The organism is Rossellomorea sp. DUT-2 (assembly GCF_052665285.1).
Genome location: NZ_JBQPEO010000002.1, coordinates 829,184 through 854,140, shown reverse-complemented (window position 1 = coordinate 854,140; position 24,957 = coordinate 829,184). Strand labels below are relative to the sequence as shown.

At 41.8% G+C, this 24,957-nt stretch carries 24 protein-coding genes and 1 riboswitch; of the genes, 23 read left to right on the top strand and 1 reads right to left on the bottom strand.

Annotated features, from left to right (window positions below; translation table 11 throughout):
- Nucleotides 1-7: 7 nt before the first annotated feature.
- The 15 genes from ACOSV2_RS10100 (at nucleotide 8) to ACOSV2_RS10030 (ending at nucleotide 16,780) form a co-directional block, all read left to right on the top strand.
- On the top strand, nucleotides 8-595 hold the full coding sequence (locus tag ACOSV2_RS10100) for a TetR/AcrR family transcriptional regulator (RefSeq protein ID WP_113969555.1): 588 nt from the start codon (nucleotides 8-10) through the stop codon (nucleotides 593-595).
- Between the two features lie 21 nt (nucleotides 596-616).
- On the top strand, nucleotides 617-1,387 hold the full coding sequence (locus ACOSV2_RS10095; RefSeq protein ID WP_148969869.1) for an enoyl-CoA hydratase: 771 nt from the start codon (nucleotides 617-619) through the stop codon (nucleotides 1,385-1,387).
- A 143-nt stretch (nucleotides 1,388-1,530) separates the two neighbouring features.
- Nucleotides 1,531-2,304, top strand: coding sequence for an electron transfer flavoprotein subunit beta/FixA family protein (locus ACOSV2_RS10090; RefSeq protein ID WP_226673301.1), 774 nt, complete (start codon nucleotides 1,531-1,533; stop codon nucleotides 2,302-2,304).
- Between the two features lie 42 nt (nucleotides 2,305-2,346).
- Nucleotides 2,347-3,327 carry an electron transfer flavoprotein subunit alpha/FixB family protein gene (locus tag ACOSV2_RS10085; protein WP_397552020.1) on the top strand — a complete coding sequence of 327 codons (981 nt, stop codon included), beginning with the start codon at nucleotides 2,347-2,349 and terminating at the stop codon, nucleotides 3,325-3,327.
- 208 nt (nucleotides 3,328-3,535) lie between these two features.
- Nucleotides 3,536-3,850, top strand: a complete 315-nt coding sequence (gene trxA / locus ACOSV2_RS10080; protein ID WP_113969551.1) for a thioredoxin — start codon at nucleotides 3,536-3,538, stop codon at nucleotides 3,848-3,850.
- A 410-nt stretch (nucleotides 3,851-4,260) separates the two neighbouring features.
- Nucleotides 4,261-5,445, top strand: coding sequence for a hypothetical protein (locus ACOSV2_RS10075; protein ID WP_428974951.1), 1,185 nt, complete (start codon nucleotides 4,261-4,263; stop codon nucleotides 5,443-5,445).
- Nucleotides 5,446-5,567: 122 nt separating this feature from the next.
- Nucleotides 5,568-6,515, top strand: coding sequence for an NAD-dependent epimerase/dehydratase family protein (locus ACOSV2_RS10070; RefSeq protein ID WP_428975100.1), 948 nt, complete (start codon nucleotides 5,568-5,570; stop codon nucleotides 6,513-6,515).
- Entirely contained in the window at nucleotides 6,499-7,428 is a 930-nt protein-coding gene (locus ACOSV2_RS10065; RefSeq protein WP_428974950.1) for a lysylphosphatidylglycerol synthase transmembrane domain-containing protein, read from the top strand. The genes ACOSV2_RS10070 and ACOSV2_RS10065 overlap by 17 nt, the downstream gene beginning before the upstream one ends.
- A 1-nt stretch (nucleotide 7,429) precedes the next feature.
- Nucleotides 7,430-8,893, top strand: coding sequence for an alkaline phosphatase family protein (locus tag ACOSV2_RS10060; RefSeq protein WP_428974949.1), 1,464 nt, complete (start codon nucleotides 7,430-7,432; stop codon nucleotides 8,891-8,893).
- Nucleotides 8,886-9,644 carry a glycosyltransferase family 2 protein gene (locus ACOSV2_RS10055; RefSeq protein WP_428974948.1) on the top strand — a complete coding sequence of 253 codons (759 nt, stop codon included), beginning with the start codon at nucleotides 8,886-8,888 and terminating at the stop codon, nucleotides 9,642-9,644. The genes ACOSV2_RS10060 and ACOSV2_RS10055 overlap by 8 nt, the downstream gene beginning before the upstream one ends.
- Nucleotides 9,645-9,703: 59 nt before the next feature.
- Nucleotides 9,704-10,453, top strand: a complete 750-nt coding sequence (locus tag ACOSV2_RS10050; RefSeq protein ID WP_428974947.1) for a hypothetical protein — start codon at nucleotides 9,704-9,706, stop codon at nucleotides 10,451-10,453.
- Nucleotides 10,454-10,479: 26 nt separating this feature from the next.
- Entirely contained in the window at nucleotides 10,480-11,463 is a 984-nt protein-coding gene (locus ACOSV2_RS10045; protein WP_428974946.1) for an FTR1 family iron permease, read from the top strand.
- Between the two features lie 112 nt (nucleotides 11,464-11,575).
- Nucleotides 11,576-13,054: a hypothetical protein gene (locus tag ACOSV2_RS10040; RefSeq protein ID WP_428974945.1), complete on the top strand. Its 1,479-nt coding sequence runs from the start codon at nucleotides 11,576-11,578 to the stop codon at nucleotides 13,052-13,054.
- Nucleotides 13,051-14,820: an excinuclease ABC subunit UvrC gene (uvrC, locus tag ACOSV2_RS10035; RefSeq protein ID WP_428974944.1), complete on the top strand. Its 1,770-nt coding sequence runs from the start codon at nucleotides 13,051-13,053 to the stop codon at nucleotides 14,818-14,820. The genes ACOSV2_RS10040 and uvrC overlap by 4 nt, the downstream gene beginning before the upstream one ends.
- A 349-nt stretch (nucleotides 14,821-15,169) precedes the next feature.
- Nucleotides 15,170-15,348: riboswitch (Lysine riboswitch) on the top strand.
- 193 nt (nucleotides 15,349-15,541) lie between these two features.
- Entirely contained in the window at nucleotides 15,542-16,780 is a 1,239-nt protein-coding gene (locus tag ACOSV2_RS10030) for an aspartate kinase (RefSeq protein WP_428974943.1), read from the top strand.
- A gap of 95 nt (nucleotides 16,781-16,875) precedes the next feature.
- Here ACOSV2_RS10030 and ACOSV2_RS10025 read toward each other — a convergent pair whose 3' ends face one another.
- The gene (locus ACOSV2_RS10025) at nucleotides 16,876-17,313 is read right to left on the bottom strand and encodes a YslB family protein (protein ID WP_428974942.1); all 438 of its coding nucleotides are present in this window, start codon (nucleotides 17,311-17,313) and stop codon (nucleotides 16,876-16,878) included.
- A gap of 350 nt (nucleotides 17,314-17,663) precedes the next feature.
- Here ACOSV2_RS10025 and ACOSV2_RS10020 point away from each other — a divergent pair, with 350 nt between their 5' ends.
- From ACOSV2_RS10020 to ACOSV2_RS09985, 8 genes are all read left to right on the top strand, one after another.
- Nucleotides 17,664-18,272 carry a succinate dehydrogenase cytochrome b558 subunit gene (locus ACOSV2_RS10020; RefSeq protein ID WP_148969863.1) on the top strand — a complete coding sequence of 203 codons (609 nt, stop codon included), beginning with the start codon at nucleotides 17,664-17,666 and terminating at the stop codon, nucleotides 18,270-18,272.
- A gap of 72 nt (nucleotides 18,273-18,344) precedes the next feature.
- Nucleotides 18,345-20,108 carry a succinate dehydrogenase flavoprotein subunit gene (gene sdhA, locus ACOSV2_RS10015; protein WP_113969540.1) on the top strand — a complete coding sequence of 588 codons (1,764 nt, stop codon included), beginning with the start codon at nucleotides 18,345-18,347 and terminating at the stop codon, nucleotides 20,106-20,108.
- Entirely contained in the window at nucleotides 20,108-20,875 is a 768-nt protein-coding gene (gene sdhB / locus ACOSV2_RS10010; RefSeq protein WP_149156252.1) for a succinate dehydrogenase iron-sulfur subunit, read from the top strand. Before sdhA ends, sdhB begins: the two co-directional genes overlap by 1 nt.
- 146 nt (nucleotides 20,876-21,021) lie before the next feature.
- Nucleotides 21,022-21,483, top strand: coding sequence for an acyl-CoA thioesterase (locus ACOSV2_RS10005; RefSeq protein ID WP_428974941.1), 462 nt, complete (start codon nucleotides 21,022-21,024; stop codon nucleotides 21,481-21,483).
- A 154-nt stretch (nucleotides 21,484-21,637) separates the two neighbouring features.
- Nucleotides 21,638-21,862 carry a helix-turn-helix domain-containing protein gene (locus ACOSV2_RS10000; RefSeq protein WP_032087424.1) on the top strand — a complete coding sequence of 75 codons (225 nt, stop codon included), beginning with the start codon at nucleotides 21,638-21,640 and terminating at the stop codon, nucleotides 21,860-21,862.
- 285 nt (nucleotides 21,863-22,147) lie between these two features.
- Nucleotides 22,148-22,603 carry a MarR family winged helix-turn-helix transcriptional regulator gene (locus ACOSV2_RS09995; protein ID WP_113969538.1) on the top strand — a complete coding sequence of 152 codons (456 nt, stop codon included), beginning with the start codon at nucleotides 22,148-22,150 and terminating at the stop codon, nucleotides 22,601-22,603.
- A gap of 9 nt (nucleotides 22,604-22,612) precedes the next feature.
- Nucleotides 22,613-23,413 carry a glutamate racemase gene (gene racE / locus ACOSV2_RS09990; RefSeq protein ID WP_113969537.1) on the top strand — a complete coding sequence of 267 codons (801 nt, stop codon included), beginning with the start codon at nucleotides 22,613-22,615 and terminating at the stop codon, nucleotides 23,411-23,413.
- Nucleotides 23,414-23,802: 389 nt separating this feature from the next.
- Entirely contained in the window at nucleotides 23,803-24,879 is a 1,077-nt protein-coding gene (locus ACOSV2_RS09985; protein ID WP_428974940.1) for a GerMN domain-containing protein, read from the top strand.
- Nucleotides 24,880-24,957 lie beyond the last annotated feature (78 nt).

Below are 24,957 nucleotides of genomic sequence, written 5' to 3'. Positions count from 1 at the left end.
ATAACTCATGAAACGAAATAAACCTAAATACAAGCAAATTATCGATGCTGCTGTTATCGTTATAGCAGAAAATGGTTACCATCAGGCACAAGTATCCAAGATTGCGAAGCAGGCCGGGGTCGCTGATGGAACGATTTATCTCTATTTTAAAAATAAAGAAGATATCCTGATTTCGTTGTTCAAAGAAAAAATGGTACTCTTTGTTGAAAAAATTGAGGAAGTTATAGCAGGAAAACAGACAGTTTCAGAGAAATTATTAGTGATGATTGAAAATCATTGTAAAATTCTGTCGGATGATCATCATCTTGCGATTGTGACCCAACTGGAGCTCAGGCAATCCAATAAGGATATCCGCTTGAAGATCAACGATGTATTAAAAGGATATCTGCAATTAGTCGACAAAATTCTGATTAGCGGAATAGAATCCGGAGAATTTTCAAGTGATCTGGATGTCCGACTGGCTCGTCAAATGATCTTCGGTACTCTGGATGAAATGGTGACAACGTGGGTGATGAACGAACAGAAATATGACTTAGTAGCTCAAGTCCCTGCTATTCACAAACTATTACTTCATGGGTGTGGCGGCAGGAACTAAATTAGTTTAGGGGGATGAGAGATGGAAAGTTTATCATGGTCATTAGAGGGAAAGGTAGCAACGGTTCTAATCCAAAGACCTCCTGCTAATGCTTTAGCCAGTGGACTTATTAAAGAAATCGATTCAGTTCTGGATGAGCTTGAAGAAAACGCTGAAGTACGGGTGATCTTACTGAAGGGTGAGGGGCGTTTCTTCTCTGCAGGTGCTGACATTAAAGAATTCACAACGATTGAAACGGGTGAAGAATTTTCTAAGTTGGCGAAAAAAGGCCAGGACGTCTTTGAGCGGATGGAGAACTTTTCAAAGCCGATCATTGCAGCCATCCATGGCGCAGCCCTAGGCGGTGGTTTGGAGCTTGCAATGGGATGTCACATCCGTTTGGTCAGCGAGAATGCAAAGCTCGGTCTGCCGGAGCTTCAGTTAGGCCTTGTACCTGGATTTGCCGGCTCCCAGCGCTTGCCGAAATTGGTAGGCAGGGCAAAAGCGGCAGAAATGCTATTAACGAGTGAGCCTATCAGCGGAACAGAAGCGGTACAGTGGGGACTTGCCAATAAAGCATATCCTGAGGACCAGCTTTTCGATAAAGCAAAGGAAATGGCCGATAAGATAGCGAAGAAGAGCCCAGGGGCGATGAAAGCAGCCATTGAGCTGTTAAGTTATACAAAAGATGATCGTTTCTATGAAGGTGTAATGAGAGAATCGGATCTTTTCGGTGAAATTTTTGTATCGGCGGATGCCAAAGAGGGTATTTCAGCGTTTGTTGAAAAGAGAGAACCGCACTTTAAAGGCTAGAATACATTCTTGTAATATAGTAAACTCTTATTGAGGGGCAGTATTGAATGGACGTTTCCGTTCAAGCTGCCCATTCAAAGGGGTTAAATTGTCAAAATCTTTTTAAGGGAAAGAATGTTTACATTATTAGGAGGGACTTACGCATGAACATCTATGTACTTTTGAAAAGAACGTTTGATACTGAGGAGAAAATTTCGATCCAAAACGGTCAAATTGCTGAAGATGGAGCTGAATTTATCATAAATCCTTACGATGAATATGCAGTGGAAGAAGCTATTCAAGTTCGCGATGCACATGGTGGAGAAGTGACGGTTGTGACAGTTGGCGGAGAAGAAAGTGAAAAGCAACTGAGAACAGCACTGGCAATGGGTGCAGATAAAGCAGTCCTGATCAACACAGAGGATGACCTTGATCATGGTGATCAATTCACTACAGCCAAAATTCTTGCCCACTATTTAAAAGAACAGGAAGTAGATTTAATCCTGGCAGGTAATGTTGCGATCGATGGTGGATCTGGACAAGTTGGACCACGTGTGGCTGAACAGCTTGACATCCCTTATGTAACAACGATAACGAAATTAGAAATTGATGGTGAAACGGTAACAGTCACTCGTGACGTAGAAGGGGATTCAGAAGTAATTGAAACATCCCTACCTTTACTGGTAACGGCACAGCAAGGATTGAACGAACCACGATATCCATCACTTCCAGGAATCATGAAAGCGAAGAAAAAGCCTTTAGATGAAGTGGAATTGGATGATATCGATTTAGACGAAGATGAAGTAGAAGCGAAGACAAAAACGATTGAAATCTACCTTCCACCGAAGAAGGAAGCAGGTAAAGTGTTAGAAGGCGAATTGGATGCTCAAGTATCAGAGCTTGTTTCACTTCTTCGCAATGAAGCGAAAGTTATATAAGGCTGACTCATAGTAATAACTAACATTCAGGGGGTATTTAACATGGCGAGAAAAGTATTAGTACTTGGAGAAGTTCGGGACGGATCATTACGTAATGTTTCCTTTGAAGCGATTGCGGCAGGTAAAACAGTATCTGAAGGTGGAGAAGTAGTAGCCGTTTTAATTGGCAAAAGTGTAAGCGCTTTAGGGAATGAAATGATTCAATATGGTGCGGACAAAGTAGTGGTTGTGGAAGATGATAAACTGGAGCAGTATACGCCGGATGGCTACTCTCAAGCCGTACTATCGGTTATCGACCAAGAGAAGCCTGAAGGTATCATCTTCGGACATACTGCACTTGGAAAAGATCTGTCTCCTAAAGTGGCCAGTAAGCTAAGCACAGGATTGATTTCTGATGCAACGGATCTTGAAGAAGCTGGAGGGAACCTTGTTTTCACTAGACCGATTTATTCCGGGAAAGCATTTGAAAAGAAAATCGTGACTGGCGGTGTGATTTTTGCGACGATTCGTCCGAATAACATCGAACCATTAGCGAAAGATGAATCACGTACAGGAGAAGTTTCTTCCCTTTCCGTCGATATTAAAGACTTACGCACAATCATTAAAGAAGTCGTACGTAAAGCAAGCGAAGGTGTAGACCTTTCTGAAGCGAAAGTCATCATTGCCGGCGGACGCGGAGTGAAAAGTGAAGATGGATTCAATCCTCTTCAAGAACTGGCGGATGTTCTTGGTGGAGCTGTAGGAGCATCACGTGGAGCATGTGATGCCGACTACTGTGACTATTCCCTGCAGATTGGTCAAACAGGTAAAGTTGTAACGCCTGACCTTTATATTGCCTGTGGAATTTCTGGAGCCATCCAGCATTTAGCGGGTATGTCGAATTCAAAAGTCATCGTTGCGATCAACAAAGATCCTGAAGCGAACATCTTCAACGTAGCGGATTATGGAATCGTGGGTGACCTGTTCGAAGTGGTACCGATGCTGACTGAAGAGTTTAAAAAGCTTAAAGTATCCTCTTCTTAATTCCATTGACGTTTTGAAGTAGCGTCTAAAGGGTAAGAGCATAGTATGTAGTGAAAATAAGGATGCGGCCGGATGGCTGATCCTTATTTTTCTTCCCTGTATATTCCGTTATCTGAAGGGAATATTACCTACGAGCAGATTAATAGCATCACAAAAAGAACGGTGCTATACTTACGTTACATTCAAAGTTTTTAGGAGGCGCATATAAATGGCAATTACACATGCTACTGATCAATCATTTTCGACTGAAACAAATTCTGGACTGGTATTAGCAGATTTCTGGGCACCTTGGTGTGGACCTTGTAAAATGATCGCTCCAGTTCTGGAAGAGTTAGATGGAGAAATGGGCGACAAAGTAAAAATCGTCAAAGTTGACGTTGATGAAAACCAGGAAACAGCAGGTAAATACGGGGTTATGAGTATCCCGACTTTAGTTGTCCTTAAAGACGGCGAAGTTGTAGATAAAGTAATCGGTTTCCAACCTAAGGAAGCACTTGCTGAACTATTAAACAAACATGCATAATAAGCACTATTAAAACACCGGGGCTGTCATGACAGCCCCGGTGTTTTTTATTTTTGGCTCTTTTCTCAAAGATTGTTGTGTTTAGTGCCATTGGATCTGCTTGGTTCTGTCCACCAGTGTGTGCTAGATGGTGAGGGGGACTGTTTTACTTGCAGGTCGCGTCGGGCCGCGTCTCTTCGGCTTCGCTTCCCGGTTCTAGGCACACCTGTACTTCCGCTAGAGTCTACGTAGTTTCCCTGAAGATCTATAAGAGAAAATTTCGGGACAGAGCTTCAAGTAAAAAAGAGCTTTTTTTATTTCAACAAAATTTTCAAAAAACGTTGACTATGAGAATCATTCTCGATATAATTTTAAACGGAAATGAAAATCATTATCATTTATAGTTCAATACATTCTGGAGGTACATACATATGAAAAAGAGAGACTTAACCAAAATTTTCGCAGCATTTCTTTTAACAGGTTCCGTTTTAGCAGGTTGCGGAAGCACATCTGAAGAACCGAAAGAAACAGATCAATCATCTGAAGAGAAGCAAGAAGAACCAAAAGAAGAAAAAGAAGAAATGGCACTAAATGCAGAATCACAAGTTAAAGCGTACACAGATATGAAAGCTGAATTAGAGAAGATGAAAGAAGACAAGGAAGTAAATTGGGAGACTGTCAATGACATTTATACTTCTGAGTTACAAGCATCGGTAAATGAAGTGAATGGTGAATTTTCTCAAGGGATTGAAGCCGCTATTTCAGGCGGTCAATCAGGCGAGCTTGAGAAAAACGTTGCACGTCAAATCATTGATAAACTGACACAATCGTATTTCTATCAAGTTCAAAAAGGATTACAGGGGCAAGCAGCTGAGGACATTGAGGCGGATAAAGTGGATGATGCCAAAGCAAAGTTTGCTGAAGTTAAGTACTTAGCAGAAAATGTATTCATTCCTACAGCTGAAAAGCGTGATAGCTTATATGAATTGTCAGGTGAATCCAGCATGGTAGAAAACATTAACAACGGTCTATCTCTACAGGAAGAAGCATTGGCTGATTCAAATGCGGAAGACTTTGCTGTTTATAAGCAAGTGACAGATAAATCGATCTATCAAAGCTATTACCTTGCTTCAAATTCGTATGCTGAAAAAATCAGCAAAGCGGTTGAAGAAGGAAATACGGAAGAGTTAGCGATTATGCAAGCAGAAGGATATGGTTTCCTACAGGCTATTAAAGGATCTTTAGCTGGTGGAGACGAGGCTGCTGCGAATGAATTGGATTCCATCTTCTCGCTGGAAAATGATCCATCCACGATTGATGCTGATAAAGTAAATTCACTTTATACGAAAGCAATCAAAGGTAAAGCAACAGGATATCATGAAGAAGCTGCAGAAGCTGTAGAGTCTGGTGATGTTGCGAAAGCAAAAGTAGAGGCTATGGAAGGCAATATGTTTGTTAAAATGCTAGAGGTGGACGTGAAGAATCAACTTGGAGAAGAGAAATCACAAGAGCTATTTGATCTTTCTCAAAAGTGGTTTGAAGCGATCTCATCTGAAAAAGCAGATGAAGCGAAACAGCATAGTGAAGCTATTCTTAACATCCTGAATCAATTATAATATAGTGTATGGAGGCTGGCCTTATGTTGAGGTCAGTCTCTATTTGTAAGTAATTCTTATTCTCCATGCACGATTGTGCTAAACTAAACCTATTGTCTAAAAGTCAAGAGAGTGTGATGAAAGTGAAAATAGTGATTACAGGTGGTGCGGGATTTATCGGGATGCACCTGACAAAAAGGCTTCTCAAAGTGGGTCATCAGGTTTCAATCATTGATTGTTTCCATACCTATTATTCAGCTCATCGTAAAAAACAGCATTTGAGTGAGATTAAATTCCCTACTGGGGATTTATACGAAGTTGATCTCATAGATCGTGATAAGACTAGAGCGATTATCAATGAATTGAAGCCCGACGCGGTCATCCATTTAGCCGCTTTGCCAGGGGTGGCCTATTCATTGGAGGAGCCGCTGAAATATGTGGATTATGATATTAAAGCCACCATCAATATGGTAGAGGCTTGTGGAGAAGCCGGAGTCAAACATTTCTTGTTTGCGTCTTCATCCTCTGTTTATGGGGATAAGCCGGGTATACCGTTAAAGGAAGAGGATGCAGACGGTATGACCATTTCTCCATACGCAGCTTCGAAGTGGAGTGCAGAAAGCTTCTGCCATATGTATGCACATATGTACGATATGCATGTGAACATCCTTCGTTTCTTTACGGTGTATGGCCCATGGGGAAGACCGGATATGGCGATTCCTAAATTCATTTCGAAACTTCTGAAAAACGAGTCCATCTCCATTTTTGGCAGTGATAGTGGACGGGACTATACGTATATCGATGATATCATTCACGGGATTGAATTAACCTTACAAAAGGGGAAAAGAGGAGAAACCTACAATCTGGGAAGTGGTCGGGTAGTGAAAATGACTAGATTGTTAGAGATTCTTCGTCACCATTTTCCAGAAATGAACGTGAACTATGATGCATATCGCCTCGGGGATGTTTTTTCTACTCATTCAGATATTTCAAAGGCTCAATCTCACCTGGGATATTCTCCAACCACCACCATTGAAGAGGGAATAGGGAATACCATTCTGTGGGCAAAACAAAATGAAAAGCATTTATAAATCTCTTAAGTTCATTATCGGACTCGTAATCGTTTGCTATTTTATATGGTTCATTGCAACAGGATGGGACCATGAGCAGTTTAAACGGTTTTTATACCAGCTGAGTCTTCATCCCGTCATGGTGATTTCGGGTATGGTCATTTACGGATCCTCTTTCTATTTAAAAGGGATAGCCACGAAAAAACTTCTAGGTGATCAAATCAAGCTTTCCAGTGCCATGTATGGTCTTTGGTACAGCTTGGCACTCAATCATCTGCTGCCCATCAAGGGCGGGGACGTTCTCCGTTCGTATATTTTATATGAAAGAGAAGGATTATCTAAATCAGCTTCGGCTCAATCTGTTATTATAGTAAGGCTGATGGATATCCTTTCACTCTGTCTACTCGTATCAATGGGGATATCGTTTGTAGCATTGGAAAACCCATTATCAACAGATTTCATTTTAGTGGTCGGAGGAATCATCTTATTGGTGATAGGATGGATCTCTTATTACAAGCGTCAATTCCTCTATCAGCAATGGAATGTCACGCTCTCTCTCATAAAGGGGAGGGGATTTTCCTATGCATTTTTCCTTGTTTTCATCAGTTGGATATTGGAAGCGGCCCTGTTGCTGTCTGTATGCATCGCAACGAATACAGGAATCTCGACCTTTCAGGGGATCTGGGTGAATAGCCTAACCATTCTCGGTCAGGTCTTTCAAATTACACCCGGTGGGCTTGCGAATTATGAAACGATCATGGCTTTTGGCCTCAATCAATTCTCAATACCAATGGAAACAGGTATTACCATCGCAGTTCTGACACATGGGATCAAATTCATATTCTCCTATTCAGTTGGACTGTATGCGCTGGTGAAGTATCCTATTTCACTGACACTCATTAAAAAGTTAAGTAAAAGAAAAGGAGGGGCATGAAGTGAAAAGCGCCTCTAAGTTTGAAAAGGTAGCAGCACGCTGCTGGAATTTATTAAATGAAGGAAAACCCTTCACACCCATTTTTACTGTAGGTACGATGCTTCTCTTTCATCTTGGTGATTTTGCCTCGTTACCATTTTGGCTGAATTTCACAATTAGTTTAGCGATCACCCTACCACTTTTTATATTATTTTTTGTTTATGATTTCCCATTGTTTTTAAGGAACTACCTGTGGCTGCCGATTGTGGCTTACTTAATCATTGGATGGGAATGGAATCTCGGGTTATCCCTGTTAGGAATCGGTCTTTACTTTTTCTTCACGATTCTATTCTGGGGAACATTATATTATCACTTACGCATCGGAACGTCGTGGCTTAACTTCACAAGGTTCTGGAAGCTTGTACTGAAAAACAGTGACTCTACAAGTGGAAATGCCCAGGAGCAGCTTCCTAAATTTCTATTATTGCTGGCTTACTGGCAGTACACCTACTCACTCCTCGATACAAGCCAGCAGCTGCCCATCGTTCAGTTCTTAGGCTTCTTTGGAGGTCTTTTGGTTTTCACCTTCATTCTTCACCGTTATTTATTCGATTGGAAGCCAAAGATGTATGAAGAATATGCAAAAGAGGCGGAAGATTGGAAAGAGGATCGGGCAGATCGTGTAGTGGTCATTGTGGTGGACGGGATGAGGAAGGAACGTTTTCAAGAAGCGGAAACCCCGTTTTTGGATTCCCTCAAGGCAGAAGGAACAGAATTCTCCAACATGGAGACGGTATATCCTGCCCGCACGGTTGTCTGTTTTTCATCCATGTTCACCGGGACGTATCCGTATGAACACGGGATCACTTCGAATATGGTTTGGAAGCTGGGGATTAAAGTCGAAAGCATCTTTGACTCTTTACGAAAAGTAGGGAAGAAGGGAAGGCTTTTAGGGGTTGCCCATCTGGTCGATTCCATGGGGTCTGACGTGGATACGTTCACAGCCGTCATGCATAACGATAAAGCGGATCCGACAATCATGAAAAAAGCGAAGCATATCATGAAAGAACAAGATCCGGATTTATTCATCGTACAAATGATCGGGACCGATCAAACTGGGCACAGTCGCGGGGTTTTATATGACGAGTATTTGCAAAAGATAAAAGAAGCAGACCGATTGATTGAAGACTTTGTCCAATGGATGACGGAAGAAGGCAAGATGGAAAACACAACATTATTTATCTGTGCCGATCATGGACAGGCTGATGGAATCGGGGGACACGGGCATCTTGATGAAGGAGAGCGATTCGTGCCATTTATCATGCATGGACCTAATATCCAAAAGGGACGCAAAGTAGAATCAAAGCATAGTCTTGTTTCCATGGCCAGCACCATCGCTCATATTCTGGGAGCACCATTCCCGAGCCATGCACGTGGACCTGTATTAGAAGAAGCATTTAGAAGAAAGGAAGAACACCGTGAATAAACAGAAGGTTGTTGTTTTTTTGCCTGCTTATAATGAAGAAGAAACCATCGGGGATGTCATCCGTGACATTCCCAGAGAGTTTCATCCTGATGTTCAAGTGGAAGTACTGGTCGTGAATGATGGGTCGACCGATGACACCGTTAAGGTTGCTGAAGAAGCAGGAGCAGACTATATCGTACATATGGAACGTAATTCAGGCTTAGGGGCGGCAGTAAGAAGAGGGTTAAAGGAATCGCTGCTAAAAGGGGCGGATATTGGTGTCATGATTGATGCGGATGGAGAATATCCTGCATCTCAAATTCCAGAGATATTAGAGCCAATCTTCACAAATCAGTCAGACTATACAATGGGATCACGCTTTAAGGGTACCATCGACGGGATGAGGATCCATCGTCGCCTCGGCAATTATTGTTTCACCTTACTACAATGTGTGTTGCTGAGAACCTGGATTTATGACGGTCAATCAGGGATGAGAGCATTCTCTAAACAAGTAATGGAACATGCCGAAATCATTCATGACTATAATTATGCTCAAGTGGTGACGCTAAATATCATGCGTAAAGGTTTCAGAATGACGGAAGTTCCGATTGAATATAGAGTTCGGACGAAGGGACAATCCTTCATCAAGTTCAAAGCTTATATGTTTAATGTACTTCCGGCGATCGCGAAAGAAATGAAACGGCCTGTTGAAAAAGTGGATATAGAATATAATGTTCACAAAATTTCTGAAACATCGTTTGAAAGCCTTTAAAATCGTATTGACAAGTATAATGATAATCATTATCATTGAAAATACAGGAGGATTTCCATATGAAAAAAAGCCTTTTTTTTAGTCTAACATTGATATTTATTCTCAATTACATATTTATCCCGTCACAGGCGTCTGCTTATTCTTATGGGGATCCAGGAGAAGAGAAAATCGCTGAAGCGTATAAAGAGCTCGAAAGCAGCTTAGAGAATGATGACTGGGATAATGCAAAGAAAATATATGATTCGTATGAAAAGGATTTTGAACTATATTTTTCAAAGGTGCAGCCCGACATTAAGAAAGCTTTCGAGGAAAAAGACAAGGATCTTTTATTAGAAAGCTGGAGAGCCGCATTGATGCTGAATATCGAAAGAAGACTGCATTTTGCTCAAGATCAATTCGACGATTATGGTCAGGCGAAACTTCTTCTTGCCAAAGCAAGAGGGACTTTTAATGTATTGGAACCATTTGTTGTTGAAGAAAAAAGCCAGGAAGAGGCAGATAAGATTTATGCTTCATTCGATACTGCCCTAAATTCTTTGGGAAATCCCGGGTTGTTCGGGATTGGAAGCAAAGATAATGATCCTGATGCTTTCGATAAAGAAGTAGAGTCGATCATCAAAGAACTTCGACCGTTATTTCCGATTCCTTCTGAAAAAGCCGATGAAAGTCATTTAAACGAAGAGAATCTTGGGTTTTTAGATGGAATGGGAGAAGGGGGAAGCTCAAGCTTCTGGCTCTATTTCTCACTAGCACTGATTTTGATTCTTATTGTACTTATTACGATCAATAAACGTAAAAATAAACAGTAATCCAAGGCAACAAAGGGGGAAACAAAGTGGATTTCCAAGCATTTTTGATTACACTGAGAGAGTCTTTAGAAGCCATTCTGATTGTTGGGTTGATTCTTTCTTATCTTACAAGATTAAAAGCAGACAAATATAAGAAATGGGTTTATGTAGGAGTCTTGCTTGCACTTGTATCCAGCTTTTTAGTCGCTTTACTGTTCCAAGTCGTCCTGACAGGGTTCTCGAGTTTTGGAGCTGAAGTTTACTTGAAGGTGGGCATCATGTTTGCATCCGTTTTCCTGCTGACTCATATGGTTGGCTGGATGAGAAAACAGTCCAAAGGGATCAATACGGAAATGGAGAAGAAGATCAATGCGGCCTTAACGGCAGGCAGCGTATCAGCGATGATCATTCACTCATACTTGATCGTCCTTCGTGAAGGTGTCGAAACCGTATTTTTCTTCGCTGCCATCAGTGGAGGAGACGTAACGAAAGTATTCACAAGCTACGGAGCCCTCAGTGGATTATTACTTGCCATGGTTCTTGGATATGCGTTCTTCTCAGGTGCCATGAAATTCAAGTTGAAAACGTTCTTTAATGTGACAGGTTTGCTGATCATGTTCATCGCAGCCGGGTTACTTGTTCAAGGAGTAGGGATTCTTCAGGATCTTGGGATCATGGGCTCTTTATATACAACAGCAGAAGGGAAACCCGCGGAAGTATATAATCTTGTGGAAATTATGCCTGAGCACTTTCAAGATGAACTTCACTATGAGAGAGACACAGGAAATGAGGTTCTGATCAGCGGTCAAGTTGGTCTGTTCATGGCGGCAATGTTCGGCTATAGCCACAATCCAACGATTGAACAGGTGCTTGCCTATTGGTTCTACTTCGGATTCGTATTCTTATGGATATACTTAATCCGAACGGATAAACTTATTAACCCTTTTAATCGAAAGTCCGTGCCTGCGGGGATGGAACAACAGAAAAAGACAATCAAAAAATCGGATGATGTAAAATCAATAAATGCTTAAATCCCCCTGAACCAACTCATGATTGGAAACCTTTCTTATAAAGCCTTACAATAGGCTAAGAAGGTTTTCAAACTGAGTTGGTTTTTATTTGGAGAGAAACAGGAGAAAAACAATGATTGATAAACATTTAAACAAATGGATGATAAGTATATTGGTTGTTTTCAGCCTGTACTTTATATACAGACTTATATTGCTTCCGCCCTATGCATCAAGCTGGGACGAAGTCGATTATGCTCTGGGCGTGATTGAATTTGATTTATTGAAGATGCAGCCTCATTTTCCAGGGTACCCTTTTTTTATTTTCGGGGGAATGATGGTTCGCATCTTTATTGATGACCCGGTTCTATCCCTTCAGATTTTCAATACGATTTTGCTGGTTAGCTCGATTCTTCCTGTTTATTGGCTATTTGGCCAGTACCTTAAGAGAAAGAAAGCCATCATTGCGACGCTTTTCCTTTTTTCCCTTTCTTATCCGAGTGTGATGACCGTTCAAGCTATGAGTGAAGGTGCTGCCATCCCGGTATTATGGTGGTACTTATGGAGTCTGCACCGGGCTGTCATACGGAAGACGAAGGATGCGGCTGTCCTTCCCATTCTCCTATTTGCCATCTTGATGGGTATACGATTATCCTATATCGGTTTTGGTGCGGGGATCCTCTACTATTGGTTTGTGTTTTGGAAGGAGAGTGGCAATGGTTCAGAAAAAGTGAAAGCCATCGCTTTTCATCTGACTCTTCTCATACTTTCACAAGGGGTGTGGCTATCGGCACTGGCTGCCAATGCGGGGAGCCTTCAGACCCTGCTACAGATTGCCTTTGGTTTTACCGACGGACACTTTACGGAATGGGGAGGAACGGTAGAGTCCGATACAGGATTATTTGAAAGGTTATGGAATTATATATTTATGAATATAGGCTGGAACGGATTATTTACACAATCACTTTCTATTATGGTCATCACGGCGCTTCTATTTATATTAAGTGTAAAAATGTCTGGAAAGTGGACTAAACCTGGTACAGGCACTATATTGCTCCTGATTGCATTTGGCTCCTATTTTATCTGGGGGTTAATTGCACAAAATATTGAAAAACCGAGACATATTCTGCCTCTGGCCATAATAGCAGGATTTTTCTTGTTAATAGGATGGATGGAAAAACTCAATGCAATGAAAATCATCACTCTGAGTCTTTGGTTTATTTTGCATATAGGAACGAGTGTGGGCGTATTGAACGATTATCACTCTTCTGCACCCGCCGTCTACAAAACAGGGTCATACTTCACAGAGCAAAATGAGAAAAGTCCGATTGTGGTATACACATGGGAAGAAACTAGAGTATACTCCTATCTGGATGCATCTTACTCACATAAGCGTGTGTTAACCTATTCTCAATTCCTTCAGGACATTCAGCATACGAATAAAGAGATCTACCTGACCGGAGCAGTGGTTAAAGGATTCAAACAACAGGGTATTGAAAACCTTGATGAAAAAATAGAAAAAGTCCAAGTATTCCATTCACAGGAGCTATTCGATCCTGTTTATTCAACCATCACCGTCTATAAATGGGCAGACAAGAAGGGAGAGAGACGATGAACCCTACCATTACGAATAAATTAGCTCTATTACCGGATCAGCCGGGATGTTATTTGATGAAAGACAGACAGGGTACGATTATTTATGTGGGGAAAGCAAAAGTTCTGAAGAATCGTGTACGCTCTTATTTCACCGGCTCTCATGATGCCAAGACTCAACGGCTGGTAGGTGAAATTGAGGACTTCGAATACATCATGACCTCATCCGATCTGGAAGCCCTTGTCCTTGAAATGAACCTGATCAAAAAATATGACCCTAAATACAATGTCATGTTAAAGGATGATAAAAGCTATCCGTTTATCAAGTTAACGAACGAGAGACACCCGAGGCTTATTACGACCCGCAAAGTCCAAAGGGGGAAAGGCCGGTACTTTGGTCCGTATCCTAACGTAGGAGCTGCAAATGAAACGAAAAAGCTCCTGGATCGACTGTATCCGTTACGAAAATGCACCACCCTTCCTGATCGGGCCTGTCTTTACTACCATATGGGTCAATGTCTGGCTCCTTGTATCAAAGAAGTAAGCAAAGATACATATAGACAAATGACTGACGAAATTTCCAGGTTCCTGAATGGCGGATACAAAGAGATCAAGAATCAATTAACGGTGAAAATGAATGAAGCAGCAGAGAATCTGGAATTTGAGAGAGCGAAGGAATTTCGTGATCAAATCCTTCACATTGAAGCGACAATGGAAAAGCAAAAGATGACCATGACCGATTTCACTGATCGGGATGTGTTCGGATATTCCGTTGATAAAGGCTGGATGTGTGTACAGGTATTCTTTGTACGTCAAGGTAAGCTCATTGAACGGGATGTGTCACTCTTCCCACTCTACAATGAACCCGAGGACGAATTTCTGACTTTCTTAGGTCAGTTTTATTCGAAATCCAATCATTTTAAGCCAAAGGAACTTTTTTTACCTGAGGAGATTGATGAAGAATTGGCGGCTAAGCTGATAGAGGTGAAAATCACCAAGCCTAGACGGGGAAAGAAGAAAGAATTGGTCAAGCTTGCGGAAAAGAATGCGAAACAGGCACTTGAAGAAAAGTTCGCCCTGATTGAAAGAGATGAAGAGCGGACGATTAAGGCGATCGAACGTCTAGGGGAGCATATGGGCATTTATACTCCCTTCCGTATCGAAGCATTTGATAACTCGAATATCCAAGGTTCGGATCCTGTGTCTGCGATGATCGTATTCCTTGACGGAAAGCCTGCGAAGAATGAGTATCGAAAGTATAAGATTAAAACCGTGAAAGGCCCTGATGATTATGAATCCATGAGGGAGGTCGTTCGCAGACGGTATACGAGAGTTCTAAAAGATGGTCTTCCTTTACCGGATCTCATCATTATCGATGGAGGAAAAGGGCAGATTGAAGCGGCGAGGGATGTCATTGAGAATGAGTTAGGGTTGGATATCCCGCTTGGCGGCCTTGCGAAAGACGATAAGCATCAGACGTCGGAACTGCTGTATGGGAATCCATTGCAAATCATCCCTCTGGGAAAGAGAAGCCAGGAATTCTACTTGCTGCAGCGGATCCAGGATGAAGTCCACCGATTTGCCATCACCTTCCACAGACAGCTCAGAGGAAAAAGCGCCTTCCAGTCCACCCTTGACGATATTGACGGCATCGGACCAAAACGAAAGAAACAGCTTCTTAAACACTTTGGCTCCATGAAGAAAATGAAAGAAGCCAGTGTGGAGGAATTTGTCGAAATAGGAATTCCTGAAGCTGTTGCAAAGGAATTGGTGCAGAAATTAAAATAGGGAATGTTAGAAATCAATGGAATGCTATTGAATAAGTTATTATTAGGTACGTGATGTTTATTGTTTGGTGTAGAAGTAATCCTTGAATTAGCAGAGTTGATTGGAGCGGAAGGTGCTCGACTCCTGCGGGAAACGCGTGGAAGTTGAGACCCCACAGGGCTTTAGCCCGAGGAGGCTCAACCCACGCCACGCGGAAAGCGAGCACCTGCAGCGGAAATCAACCACCGCATGCTCATTCAAAACAGCTCACGAATGAATAATAAAATGAAATATTGTTTCAATTAGACATTGAATCAATATTTCCCCTGTGCTATAATTAACGAAAATTTATAACATTATCACTTTTTAAAGTGGTGATAGAGGTGCGAACTTCAAAAGTACAGGTAAAGAGGAGTATGAGCTCTGTTGAGATGCCTGGAAAGGGGAGATTCGCCGAAGTGGTTTTGGTCTCATGCTGATTCCGCTGGTTCTACGTTTAAGAAATGTAGGATTGTCAAGATGATTCAATCTTGGAGAGCTATCTCACAATGCCCATGAACCTATTTAGTATGTTCTGCTGTATGTTCATTAAGCAATGAGATATTATTCTCATTGCTTTTTTTATTATCCAGCGCAGGTGATGAACCTGTTCCATGAACGTTTTAGGATGATTGTGATTGTACTCTTCACCATCAAAAAATGAGTCTTAACGAAGCACTCGATTGAGAAAGAGGGAGAAGCTGTGAGTATTATTGTTCAAAAATTCGGTGGGACTTCAGTAGGTTCTGTGGAAAGAATTCAAAATGTTGCGTCAAGAATCGCAGAAGAAAAAGAAAGAGGAAATGATGTTGTGGTCGTCGTATCCGCCATGGGGAAAACGACGGATACACTCGTTGGATTGGCAAGGGAAATTACATCGCAGCCAAGTAAGAGAGAAATGGATATGCTTCTTTCTACAGGAGAGCAGGTCACCATTTCGCTTCTCACGATGGCCCTGATTCAATCCGGACATGATGCCATCTCTTTCACAGGCTGGCAGGCAGGGATCGAGACGGAATCCGTTCACAGTAATGCAAGGATCACCAATATTCATACTGAAAAGATGATGAGTCACCTTCAATCGGGAAGAGTGGTGATCGTAGCAGGATTCCAAGGGATGACTGAAGCGGGGGAAATTACAACTCTCGGTCGTGGCGGATCGGATACAACCGCCGTTGCGATCGCGGCTGCCTTGAAAGCAGAACGCTGTGATATTTATACAGATGTAGACGGGGTATACACAACGGACCCGCGTTATATTAATGGAGCACGAAAGTTACCGTCCATTTCCTATGATGAAATGTTGGAACTGGCTAATTTAGGGGCCGGAGTCCTGCATCCACGGGCAGTGGAATTTGCCAAGAATTATCAAATTCCGTTAGAGGTCAGATCCAGTATTGAAAAAGTTGAAGGAACGTATATTGAGGAGGAAGCAAGCATGGAACAAAACCTGATCGTGAGAGGCGTAGCCTTTGAAGGGGAAATCACCCGTGTAACTGTATTTGGACTAGGAAACGCATTAACGGGACTATCTTCAGTGTTTACGACCTTAGCCAAAAATCACCTGAATGTAGATATTATCATTCAAAGCCAGACCGATCAGAATACGACCAATTTATCATTCTCTATTAAAGAACAAGACTTGGAGGAAACCCTTGCTGTTCTGGAACGGAACAAAGAGCCATTGGGCTTTACCCATGTTGAGCATGAAAGTGAGCTTGCAAAAGTATCAATCGTCGGCTCCGGTATGATCTCCAATCCAGGGGTGGCGGCGGAAATGTTCGAAGTGCTGGCTCAAAACGACATCGTGGTGAAAATGGTCAGCACGTCTGAAATCAAAGTATCGGCAGTCGTAGACGAGAAAAATATGCAAAAAGCAGCAGGCGTCCTACATACTGCCTTTAACCTGGACGCGGTGAAGATGGAAGAAATCACGTTATAATACTAAAGTAGCAATGAAAGGGACAAGTGAAAAAGGGTTGCCCCATCGATTGGGGCAACCCTTTATTAAAGTATTAGTTATAGGTTGTGCAGGGACTATTCTACTTTATCTTTCTCGTCCCATCTTACAATCACTTTCACTGACTGACTTCGTTTATGTAGTTCGTCGGCAGCTTCTGCCACACACTTCTTTTGTAACTGTACTTGTTCGGCTAGAAAGCCCGTTTCCAGTTTGAATGTTACATCCGACTTTAAGGCAAGGCGTCGTTCTAACACCGGTCCGCTTATTTCATAGGTCATCTCATTCTTTTTTTGTTCCAGCAGTGTAAGAGTTCCCCAGCCGGCTTCAGCGAAGAACGATATCAGTTCCTCTGATGACTGAAGGGGGAATTTCCGAGAGAGCTGTTTTCCACCCCAGTATAATATATCGGGAGTATGCTTTCCTAAAATTTCTGGAATCAATATGTCACGTAACATTTCATATCCGAAGATTGGAACGGACGGTTGTTGTACTTCTTCTTTTTTCTGTTCCAAGTAAATCCCCTCTTTCTATAAAACTATTATATACATGAAAAGGGGATTTATCATCCCATACCTTGAAAAATGACCTTGGGATATTTTGGTGATATAACTTTTATTTAAAATTTATTTGAATTTTCGAACATTTAACGGGACGATACCTCATCTTTTCTGTTATCAATAAATTGAAAATATTTTTGCGGTATTGTCGAAATTATGTATACGTTTTCTTGACGCTTCCACTCCTTGGGAGTAAAATGAACATGTCACATTATTGTTACAATATAAAATATGTATCGTCGTCTAGTCATTCTAAAAATGCATTAGAAAACGAATTCATATTTTATCATTAAGGGGGGTAAATCATGGCTGGAAATCGAGAATTTAATTATCGCAGGCTTCATTCATTGCTAGGTGTTATTCCAGTTGGATTATTTTTAACACAACATTTAGTCGTGAACCATTTTGCCACTGGCGGGGAAGAATCATTTAACCAGGCGGCACACTTCATGGAAAGTTTACCTTTCCGTTATATCCTTGAAATTTTTATCATCTTCCTTCCATTGTATTTCCATGCAATCTACGGAATTTACATTGCATTCACTTCTAAGAACAATGCAAGTAAGTTTGGCTATTTCCGTAACTGGATGTTTTTACTTCAACGTGTGTCTGGAGTAATCACATTTATTTTTGTTACTTGGCATGTATGGGAAACAAGAGTAGCAGCGGCATTTGGGGCTGAAGTGAACTTTCAAATGATGGAAAACATCTTATCTAATCCATTTATGCTAGGGTTTTATGTGCTGGGTGTTCTTTCAACAATCTTCCACTTTGCGAATGGTTTATGGTCATTCTGCGTGAGCTGGGGAATTACAGTTTCACCTCGTTCTCAATTAATTGCTACATATGTTACGATCGGAATCTTTGTAGCGTTATCGGTTGTCGGTATGCGTGCAATTTTTGCCTTCGTATAAGAAGAAATAGATACGAGTCTAATAGATTAAATAAGTGCTCTCGAAGTATGGTAGGAAAAGGAGTGAGTCACGATGAGTAAAGGCAAAATCATCGTTGTCGGTGGCGGTTTAGCCGGCCTGATGGCCACAATTAAAGCAGCAGAAAAAGGAACGCAAGTAGATTTATTCTCACTGGTACCCGTTAAGCGTTCTCACTCTGTATGTGCACAAGGTGGTATTAACGGCGCCGTTAATACCAAGGGAGAAGGAGACTCTCCTTGGGAACATTTTGATGATACAGTATATGGTGGGGATTTCTTAGCGAACCAACCACCCGTTAAAGCAATGACTGAAGCGGCACCGGGGATTATTCATTTACTGGATCGTATGGGAGTCATGTTCAATCGTACACCGGAAGGATTACTGGATTTCCGTCGTTTCGGTGGAACGCAGCATCATAGAACAGCTTTCGCTGGTGCTACGACTGGTCAACAATTATTGTATGCGTTGGACGAGCAGGTTCGACGTCATGAAGTAGCAGGGCTTGTGAATAAGTTCGAAGGTTGGGAATTCCTTGGCGTCGTGGTCGATGACGAAGGAGTGGCAAGAGGAATCGTTGCTCAAAATCTTCAAACGATGGAAATTAAATCGTTCGCAGCTGATGCAGTGATCATGGCAACTGGAGGACCCGGGATTATCTTCGGTAAATCCACCAACTCTGTTATCAATACAGGTTCAGCCGCATCGATCGTCTATCAACAAGGTGCTTACTATTCAAATGGTGAGTTCATTCAAATTCACCCGACAGCCATTCCAGGAGACGATAAGCTTCGCCTCATGAGTGAATCGGCCCGTGGTGAAGGCGGACGAGTATGGACATATAAAGATGGAAAGCCGTGGTACTTCCTTGAAGAGAAGTATCCTGCATACGGAAACCTTGTACCCCGTGATATCGCAACACGTGAAATCTTTGATGTGTGCGTAAACCAAAAGCTTGGTATTAACGGTGAAAACATGGTTTACCTGGATCTATCTCATAAAGATTCAAAAGAGCTTGATATTAAGCTTGGCGGAATCATCGAAATCTATGAGAAGTTCATGGGTGATGACCCGCGTAAAGTACCAATGAAAATCTTCCCTGCGGTTCACTATTCAATGGGTGGACTATGGGTGGATTATGATCAAATGACCAATATCCCTGGTTTATTCGCTGCTGGTGAGTGTGATTATTCTCAGCACGGAGGAAACCGCTTAGGAGCGAACTCATTACTATCCGCAATATATGGTGGTATGGTTGCAGGTCCTAATGCTATTAAATATATCTCAGGGCTTGAGAAAACAGTTGAATCCGTCCCTTCTTCTCTATTCGATCGTTATGTGAAACAGGAAGAAGAAAAATGGAACAACATCATGTCCATGAATGGTACTGAGAATGCTTATGTCATTCATAAAGAACTTGGTGAGTGGATGACGGATAACGTAACCGTTGTACGTCATAACGATAAGCTGAAACAGACAGATGAAAAGATCCAGGAATTAATGGAGCGTTACCAAAACATCAATATCAATGACACGGCTAAATGGAGCAACCAAGGGGCAACATTCACCCGTCAATTGTGGAACATGCTGCAACTGGCCCGTGTTATTACAATCGGTGCTTTAAATCGTAACGAGAGCCGTGGAGCTCACTATAAACCTGACTTCCCTGAACGTAATGATGAAGAATTCCTGAAGACAACGATGGCTAAATACAATGCTGCAACGAATTCACCTGAATTCCATTACGAGGAAGTAGATACTTCACTGATTGCACCACGGAAGCGTGACTATTCTAAGAAAAAAGGGGGAAATAAATGATGAGTGAAAACAAAAGAGTCCGTTTTATCATTACTCGTCAAGATGGCCCGGAAACAGCCCCTTTCCAAGAAGAGTTCGAGCTTGATTACCGTCCGAATATGAACGTTATTTCTGCACTGATGGAAATCCGTCGTAATCCGGTCAATGCAAAAGGGGAACAAACTACTCCGATTAACTGGGATATGAACTGTTTAGAAGAAGTATGTGGAGCTTGTTCAATGGTGATCAACGGGAAGCCAAGACAATCTTGTACCGCTTTAGTTGATCAATTGGAACAACCGATCCGCTTGGAGCCTATGCGTACCTTCCCTGTTGTTCGTGACCTGCAGGTAGACCGCAGCCGCATGTTCGACAGCTTAAAGAAAGTAAAAGCATGGATTCCGATTGATGGAACATACGATCTTGGTCCCGGACCGCGTATGCCGGAGAAAAAACGTCAATGGGCGTATGAATTATCTAAATGTATGACATGTGGTGTTTGTTTGGAAGCATGCCCTAACGTAAACAGCAAATCGGACTTCATCGGTCCTGCTCCATTATCACAGGTCCGTCTGTTCAATGCCCATCCAACGGGTGCCATGAACCAGGATGAGAGACTTGAATCGATCATGGGAGACGGTGGCCTTGCAAACTGCGGGAACTCTCAAAACTGTGTTCAATCATGTCCAAAGGGGATTCCTCTTACGACATCGATTGCAGCACTGAATAGAGAGACCACTTTCCAAATGTTTAAAAACTTCTTCGGAAGCGACCATATGGTTGATTAATCGTAACAGTCAAAAAGCACTTTCCTTCGGGGAGTGCTTTTTTTGTCCTTTATAGGTTTCTTATTTATCAGAAAAAGATTATAATAAATAATGAATGATCATTCATTTTCTTATTCTATATTCATTTCCCAAAAGGAGGAGCCAATTTGAAACATTTTACATACATTGATGATATAGCAACATGGCAAAAAGAATTTTCATTTTCAATCCATATAAAGGTTCGGTTTTCCGAGACTGATATGTTTGGACATATGAACAATACAATTCCATTCACTTATTTCGAAGAAGCTAGAATCGAATTTTTTAAACACAAAGGATTTATGCAAAACTGGGTAAAACCTGAACACGATACGATTCCTGTCGTTGCAGATCTACAATGTGATTTTGTCAAACAAGTATTCTTCGACGAACAGCTGAAGGTTTGTGTAAAGGCGAATAGTGTGGGGAAATCTTCAGTGGATTTACACTATATGGGTCTGAATGAAAAAGAAGAGGTTTGCTTTACAGGTAGAGGAACCATGGTCCAAATATCAAAACAGACCGGAAAAGGTGTCCCTTGGACGGAAGAAATGAAGGCGAAGCTTGACTGCAAAATGGCGGTATCTTAGCCCATTGTAGTGTGTTGTAAAAACCGTTGCCTATTTTTCATTTAACTTCCTTCTCTATGTCACTCCAAACCCTCCCTTCACATATGATATTCTGACGACCACAATACCCATCCCCGCGGTTTAAAGCTGGCGAAGGCAAGGAGGGTTACCATAATTGAAGGACAATGATTTTACACACAAACCGTTGCTCACCAAAAGAGAAAAAGAAGTATTCGAACTGTTAGTTCAAGACAAAACAACTAAAGAAATAGCTAGTGATCTATTTATTAGCGAGAAAACAGTTCGGAATCATATTTCCAACGCCATGCAAAAGCTTGGAGTGAAGGGGCGATCTCAAGCTGTTGTAGAGCTTCTTCGCATGGGGGAACTCAAGCTTTAATTGTAAGGGACTGATTCTAATGACAAACAATTAACGGGTCTTCCGCGGATGCCTATTGATGTTTGAATGAGAGTCAGTCTCTTTTAGTTCTGGACCATTTGTGAACTTGTCTTGAATTTTTACAAAAAAAGAGCGAAAATGCTAGTAGGGGAAGTCTAGGATGAAAGAAAGGTCACTTAGGTCCCATCATATAATAGAAGCTAAAACAGGAAGGTCTTATGCGATCGATTCCCGTTTTCAATAAGGAGTACATATCCGGTTTCTGATTTTAAAAGGAGAGTAATCATGACGAATTCTAAAGAAATCATTGGAGAATTACAAGTTGTTGCAGATATAGAAAAAGACCTGCGCTACATATCATCGATCATTAAGCAAAAAGGAAGGGAAATATTGAGTCAGTACACCATCACCCCGCCGCAGTTCATTGCACTGCAGTGGTTATTTGAATATGGTGATATGACCATTGGTGATCTTTCAAATAGAATGTACCTTGCCTGCAGTACCACAACCGATCTCGTGGATAGAATGGAGAAAAATCAGTTGGTGGAACGCGTGAAGGATGAAAATGATCGCAGGGTCGTCCGGATTCATATGCTAAAAGAGGGCGAAAGAATTATTGAAGAAGTCATCAATAAAAGGCAAGATTATTTACAGAGTGTCCTGACGGATTTCTCCGAACAAGAAGTGTTACTATTAAAAGATAATTTAGCAAAGCTTCATCAAGAAATGAAACCAGAATGAGGGAATAACGTGATTCAACCAATTGGCATCATTGATTCTGGGGTTGGGGGGCTTACCGTTGCCAGAGAAGTGATGCGTCAGCTACCGAAAGAGACCATCTACTATCTTGGTGATACAGCCCGTTGTCCCTACGGACCCAGAACAGCTCAAGAAGTGAAAACATTCACATGGGAAATGACCCAATATCTCATGCAATATGATATGAAGATGCTGATCATCGCATGTAATACCGCCACTGCGGTTGTGCTGGATGAAATTCAGACCCATTTGGACATCCCGGTTATAGGCGTCATTCACCCTGGGGCCAGAGCGGCAATCAAGCATACTCATAATAAGAGAATAGGTGTCCTTGGAACAGTGGGGACGATTAATAGCGGTGCCTATGTAGAAGCGCTCCACTCCCTGCACGGCAGCTTGGATGTCACGTCACTGGCCTGCCCGAAATTTGTCCCTTTAGTAGAAAGTGGAGAATACAATAGCTCCATGGCGGAAGAAATAGTAGAAGAGACTCTCCGCCCCATTAAAGATACGGATATCGATACGCTGATTCTGGGGTGCACCCACTACCCGCTATTACAGCCTAAGATCAAAGCCTACATGGGTCCGGAGATCAGTGTGATAAGCTCTGGAGATGAAACGGCACGGGAAGTAAGTACGATTCTCGATTATTACAATCTCCTATACAGGGGAGTACAAAAGCCTGAACACCGCTTTTTCAACACAGGGTCTTCGGCCATCTTTTCACGTATTGCCTCCGATTGGCTGACAGTCGGAGAAGTGAAAGCAGAAACCATTCGATTACAGGATTAGTATCTTGTGATCGGGTGGTTCTTTTATTTTTTATGGGCAATCGGGGTATGAACGGGGGGGAAGTTGGTAAAATCCTGCTCTGGTGGAGGGATTTAACTGCTTTGGGGGAATGAAGGGAGTGCGGTGGCAGGGATATCGACCGTTATTTTAATTTTTCAACCGCAATTCTGATTTATCGACCGTCATTTCAATATATCAACCGTTTTTTCATTTTATCAACCTTATTTTCAGTATATCAACCGTTCTACAAAATTCGACACACCTCAGTTTAAGTTCATGTCCAAGCCGCCTCCGCATTTGGTTGTACTATTTTTATTAAAGTTTCGGTCTATTTTATAGAGCGGGCTCGTATACATGTTAGTACAAACTGTCTTTTAGGAGGTTTCCCAATGGCAAAAAAAGCAAAGGTGTCAATTGCTGTAACGGTTTTAGCTTCTTCTGTATATCTTTCAGGTTGTGGATTACTTAGTTTCGGTGATGATAAAGAGAAAATCGATCCTCCTCAAGACCTATCCTACTTAAAAGAAGGGGAGAAAGTGGATACGGCTAAAGGAGAAGACGCAGAAAAAGAAGTGAGCAAGGAAGAAGCAACTGCTGAAACGGTCATGACAGAGCTTTATCTAATCGATAAAAAGGGGTATGTTGTCTCACAATCGCTTCCGCTCCCAGGTGAAGAAAGTGTGGCAAAACAAGCTCTTGAGTATCTGGTCGTAAATGGACCGGTTCAAAATGTGCTGCCGAATGGTTTTAGAGCCGTGCTTCCGGCGGATACGCAAGTGACGGTCGATATTAAAGACGGAACGGCCATTGCCGATTTCTCTCCGGAATTCAATAACTACCAGCCTGAAGATGAGCAGAAAATTCTTCAATCCGTCACGTGGACGCTTACTCAATTTGATTCAGTTGAAAAAGTAGAGCTTAGAGTGAATGGATATCCACTGACTGAAATGCCTGTTAACGGAACACCGATTGATGAAAAAGGATTAACGAGAAAAGTCGGTATTAACGTGGATACTTCCGGTGTGGTGGATCCTACGAGCACAAAACCACTAACGGTGTATTATGTATCGCAAACGGATGATAAAACGTATTACGTGCCTGTTACTAAACGCGTAAGCTCAAATTCAGTGGATGAAGTCACGGCGGTTGTGAAAGAGTTGATTGATGGACCAGGATACTCTTCTGCACTCGCAAGTGATTTTACAGGGGCCAAACTATTAGACGATCCGAAGCTTGAAGACGGAACCGTTACATTGAACTTTAACGAAGCAGTTTATGGAAGCCTTGAAGAAAAAATGGTTTCTGAACATATGTTAAATTCTCTCGTTCTTTCTTTGACAGAGCAAAAAGGGATTAAAGGAGTCTCTGTTTTAGTCAATGGTGAAGCAACGGTAGTGTCTAAAGACGGCGAAACCATCACCGAACCAGTGACAAGACCAGAAAATGTGAATGCAATTAGTTTTTAAATAACGATTTTTTGATATACTATTATAGAAACATCTGAAAAGAGGTTGGAATAATGCCACCTCTTCTATTTTTGATTA

Bases quoted from the DNA above. Each gene is read 5' to 3' on its own strand.
- ACOSV2_RS09985 (WP_428974940.1), top strand. From the start codon at position 23,803: ATGGCAAAAAAAGCAAAGGTGTCAATTGCTGTAACGGTTTTAGCTTCT.
- ACOSV2_RS10095 (WP_148969869.1), top strand. From the start codon at position 617: ATGGAAAGTTTATCATGGTCATTAGAGGGAAAGGTAGCAACGGTTCTA.
- ACOSV2_RS10065 (WP_428974950.1), top strand. From the start codon at position 6,499: ATGAAAAGCATTTATAAATCTCTTAAGTTCATTATCGGACTCGTAATC.
- ACOSV2_RS10020 (WP_148969863.1), top strand. From the start codon at position 17,664: ATGGCTGGAAATCGAGAATTTAATTATCGCAGGCTTCATTCATTGCTA.
- sdhB (WP_149156252.1), top strand. From the start codon at position 20,108: ATGAGTGAAAACAAAAGAGTCCGTTTTATCATTACTCGTCAAGATGGC.
- uvrC (WP_428974944.1), top strand. From the start codon at position 13,051: ATGAACCCTACCATTACGAATAAATTAGCTCTATTACCGGATCAGCCG.
- ACOSV2_RS10040 (WP_428974945.1), top strand. From the start codon at position 11,576: ATGATTGATAAACATTTAAACAAATGGATGATAAGTATATTGGTTGTT.
- ACOSV2_RS10090 (WP_226673301.1), top strand. From the start codon at position 1,531: ATGAACATCTATGTACTTTTGAAAAGAACGTTTGATACTGAGGAGAAA.
- ACOSV2_RS10100 (WP_113969555.1), top strand. From the start codon at position 8: ATGAAACGAAATAAACCTAAATACAAGCAAATTATCGATGCTGCTGTT.
- sdhA (WP_113969540.1), top strand. From the start codon at position 18,345: ATGAGTAAAGGCAAAATCATCGTTGTCGGTGGCGGTTTAGCCGGCCTG.
- ACOSV2_RS10075 (WP_428974951.1), top strand. From the start codon at position 4,261: ATGAAAAAGAGAGACTTAACCAAAATTTTCGCAGCATTTCTTTTAACA.
- ACOSV2_RS10085 (WP_397552020.1), top strand. From the start codon at position 2,347: ATGGCGAGAAAAGTATTAGTACTTGGAGAAGTTCGGGACGGATCATTA.
- ACOSV2_RS09995 (WP_113969538.1), top strand. From the start codon at position 22,148: ATGACGAATTCTAAAGAAATCATTGGAGAATTACAAGTTGTTGCAGAT.
- trxA (WP_113969551.1), top strand. From the start codon at position 3,536: ATGGCAATTACACATGCTACTGATCAATCATTTTCGACTGAAACAAAT.
- ACOSV2_RS10050 (WP_428974947.1), top strand. From the start codon at position 9,704: ATGAAAAAAAGCCTTTTTTTTAGTCTAACATTGATATTTATTCTCAAT.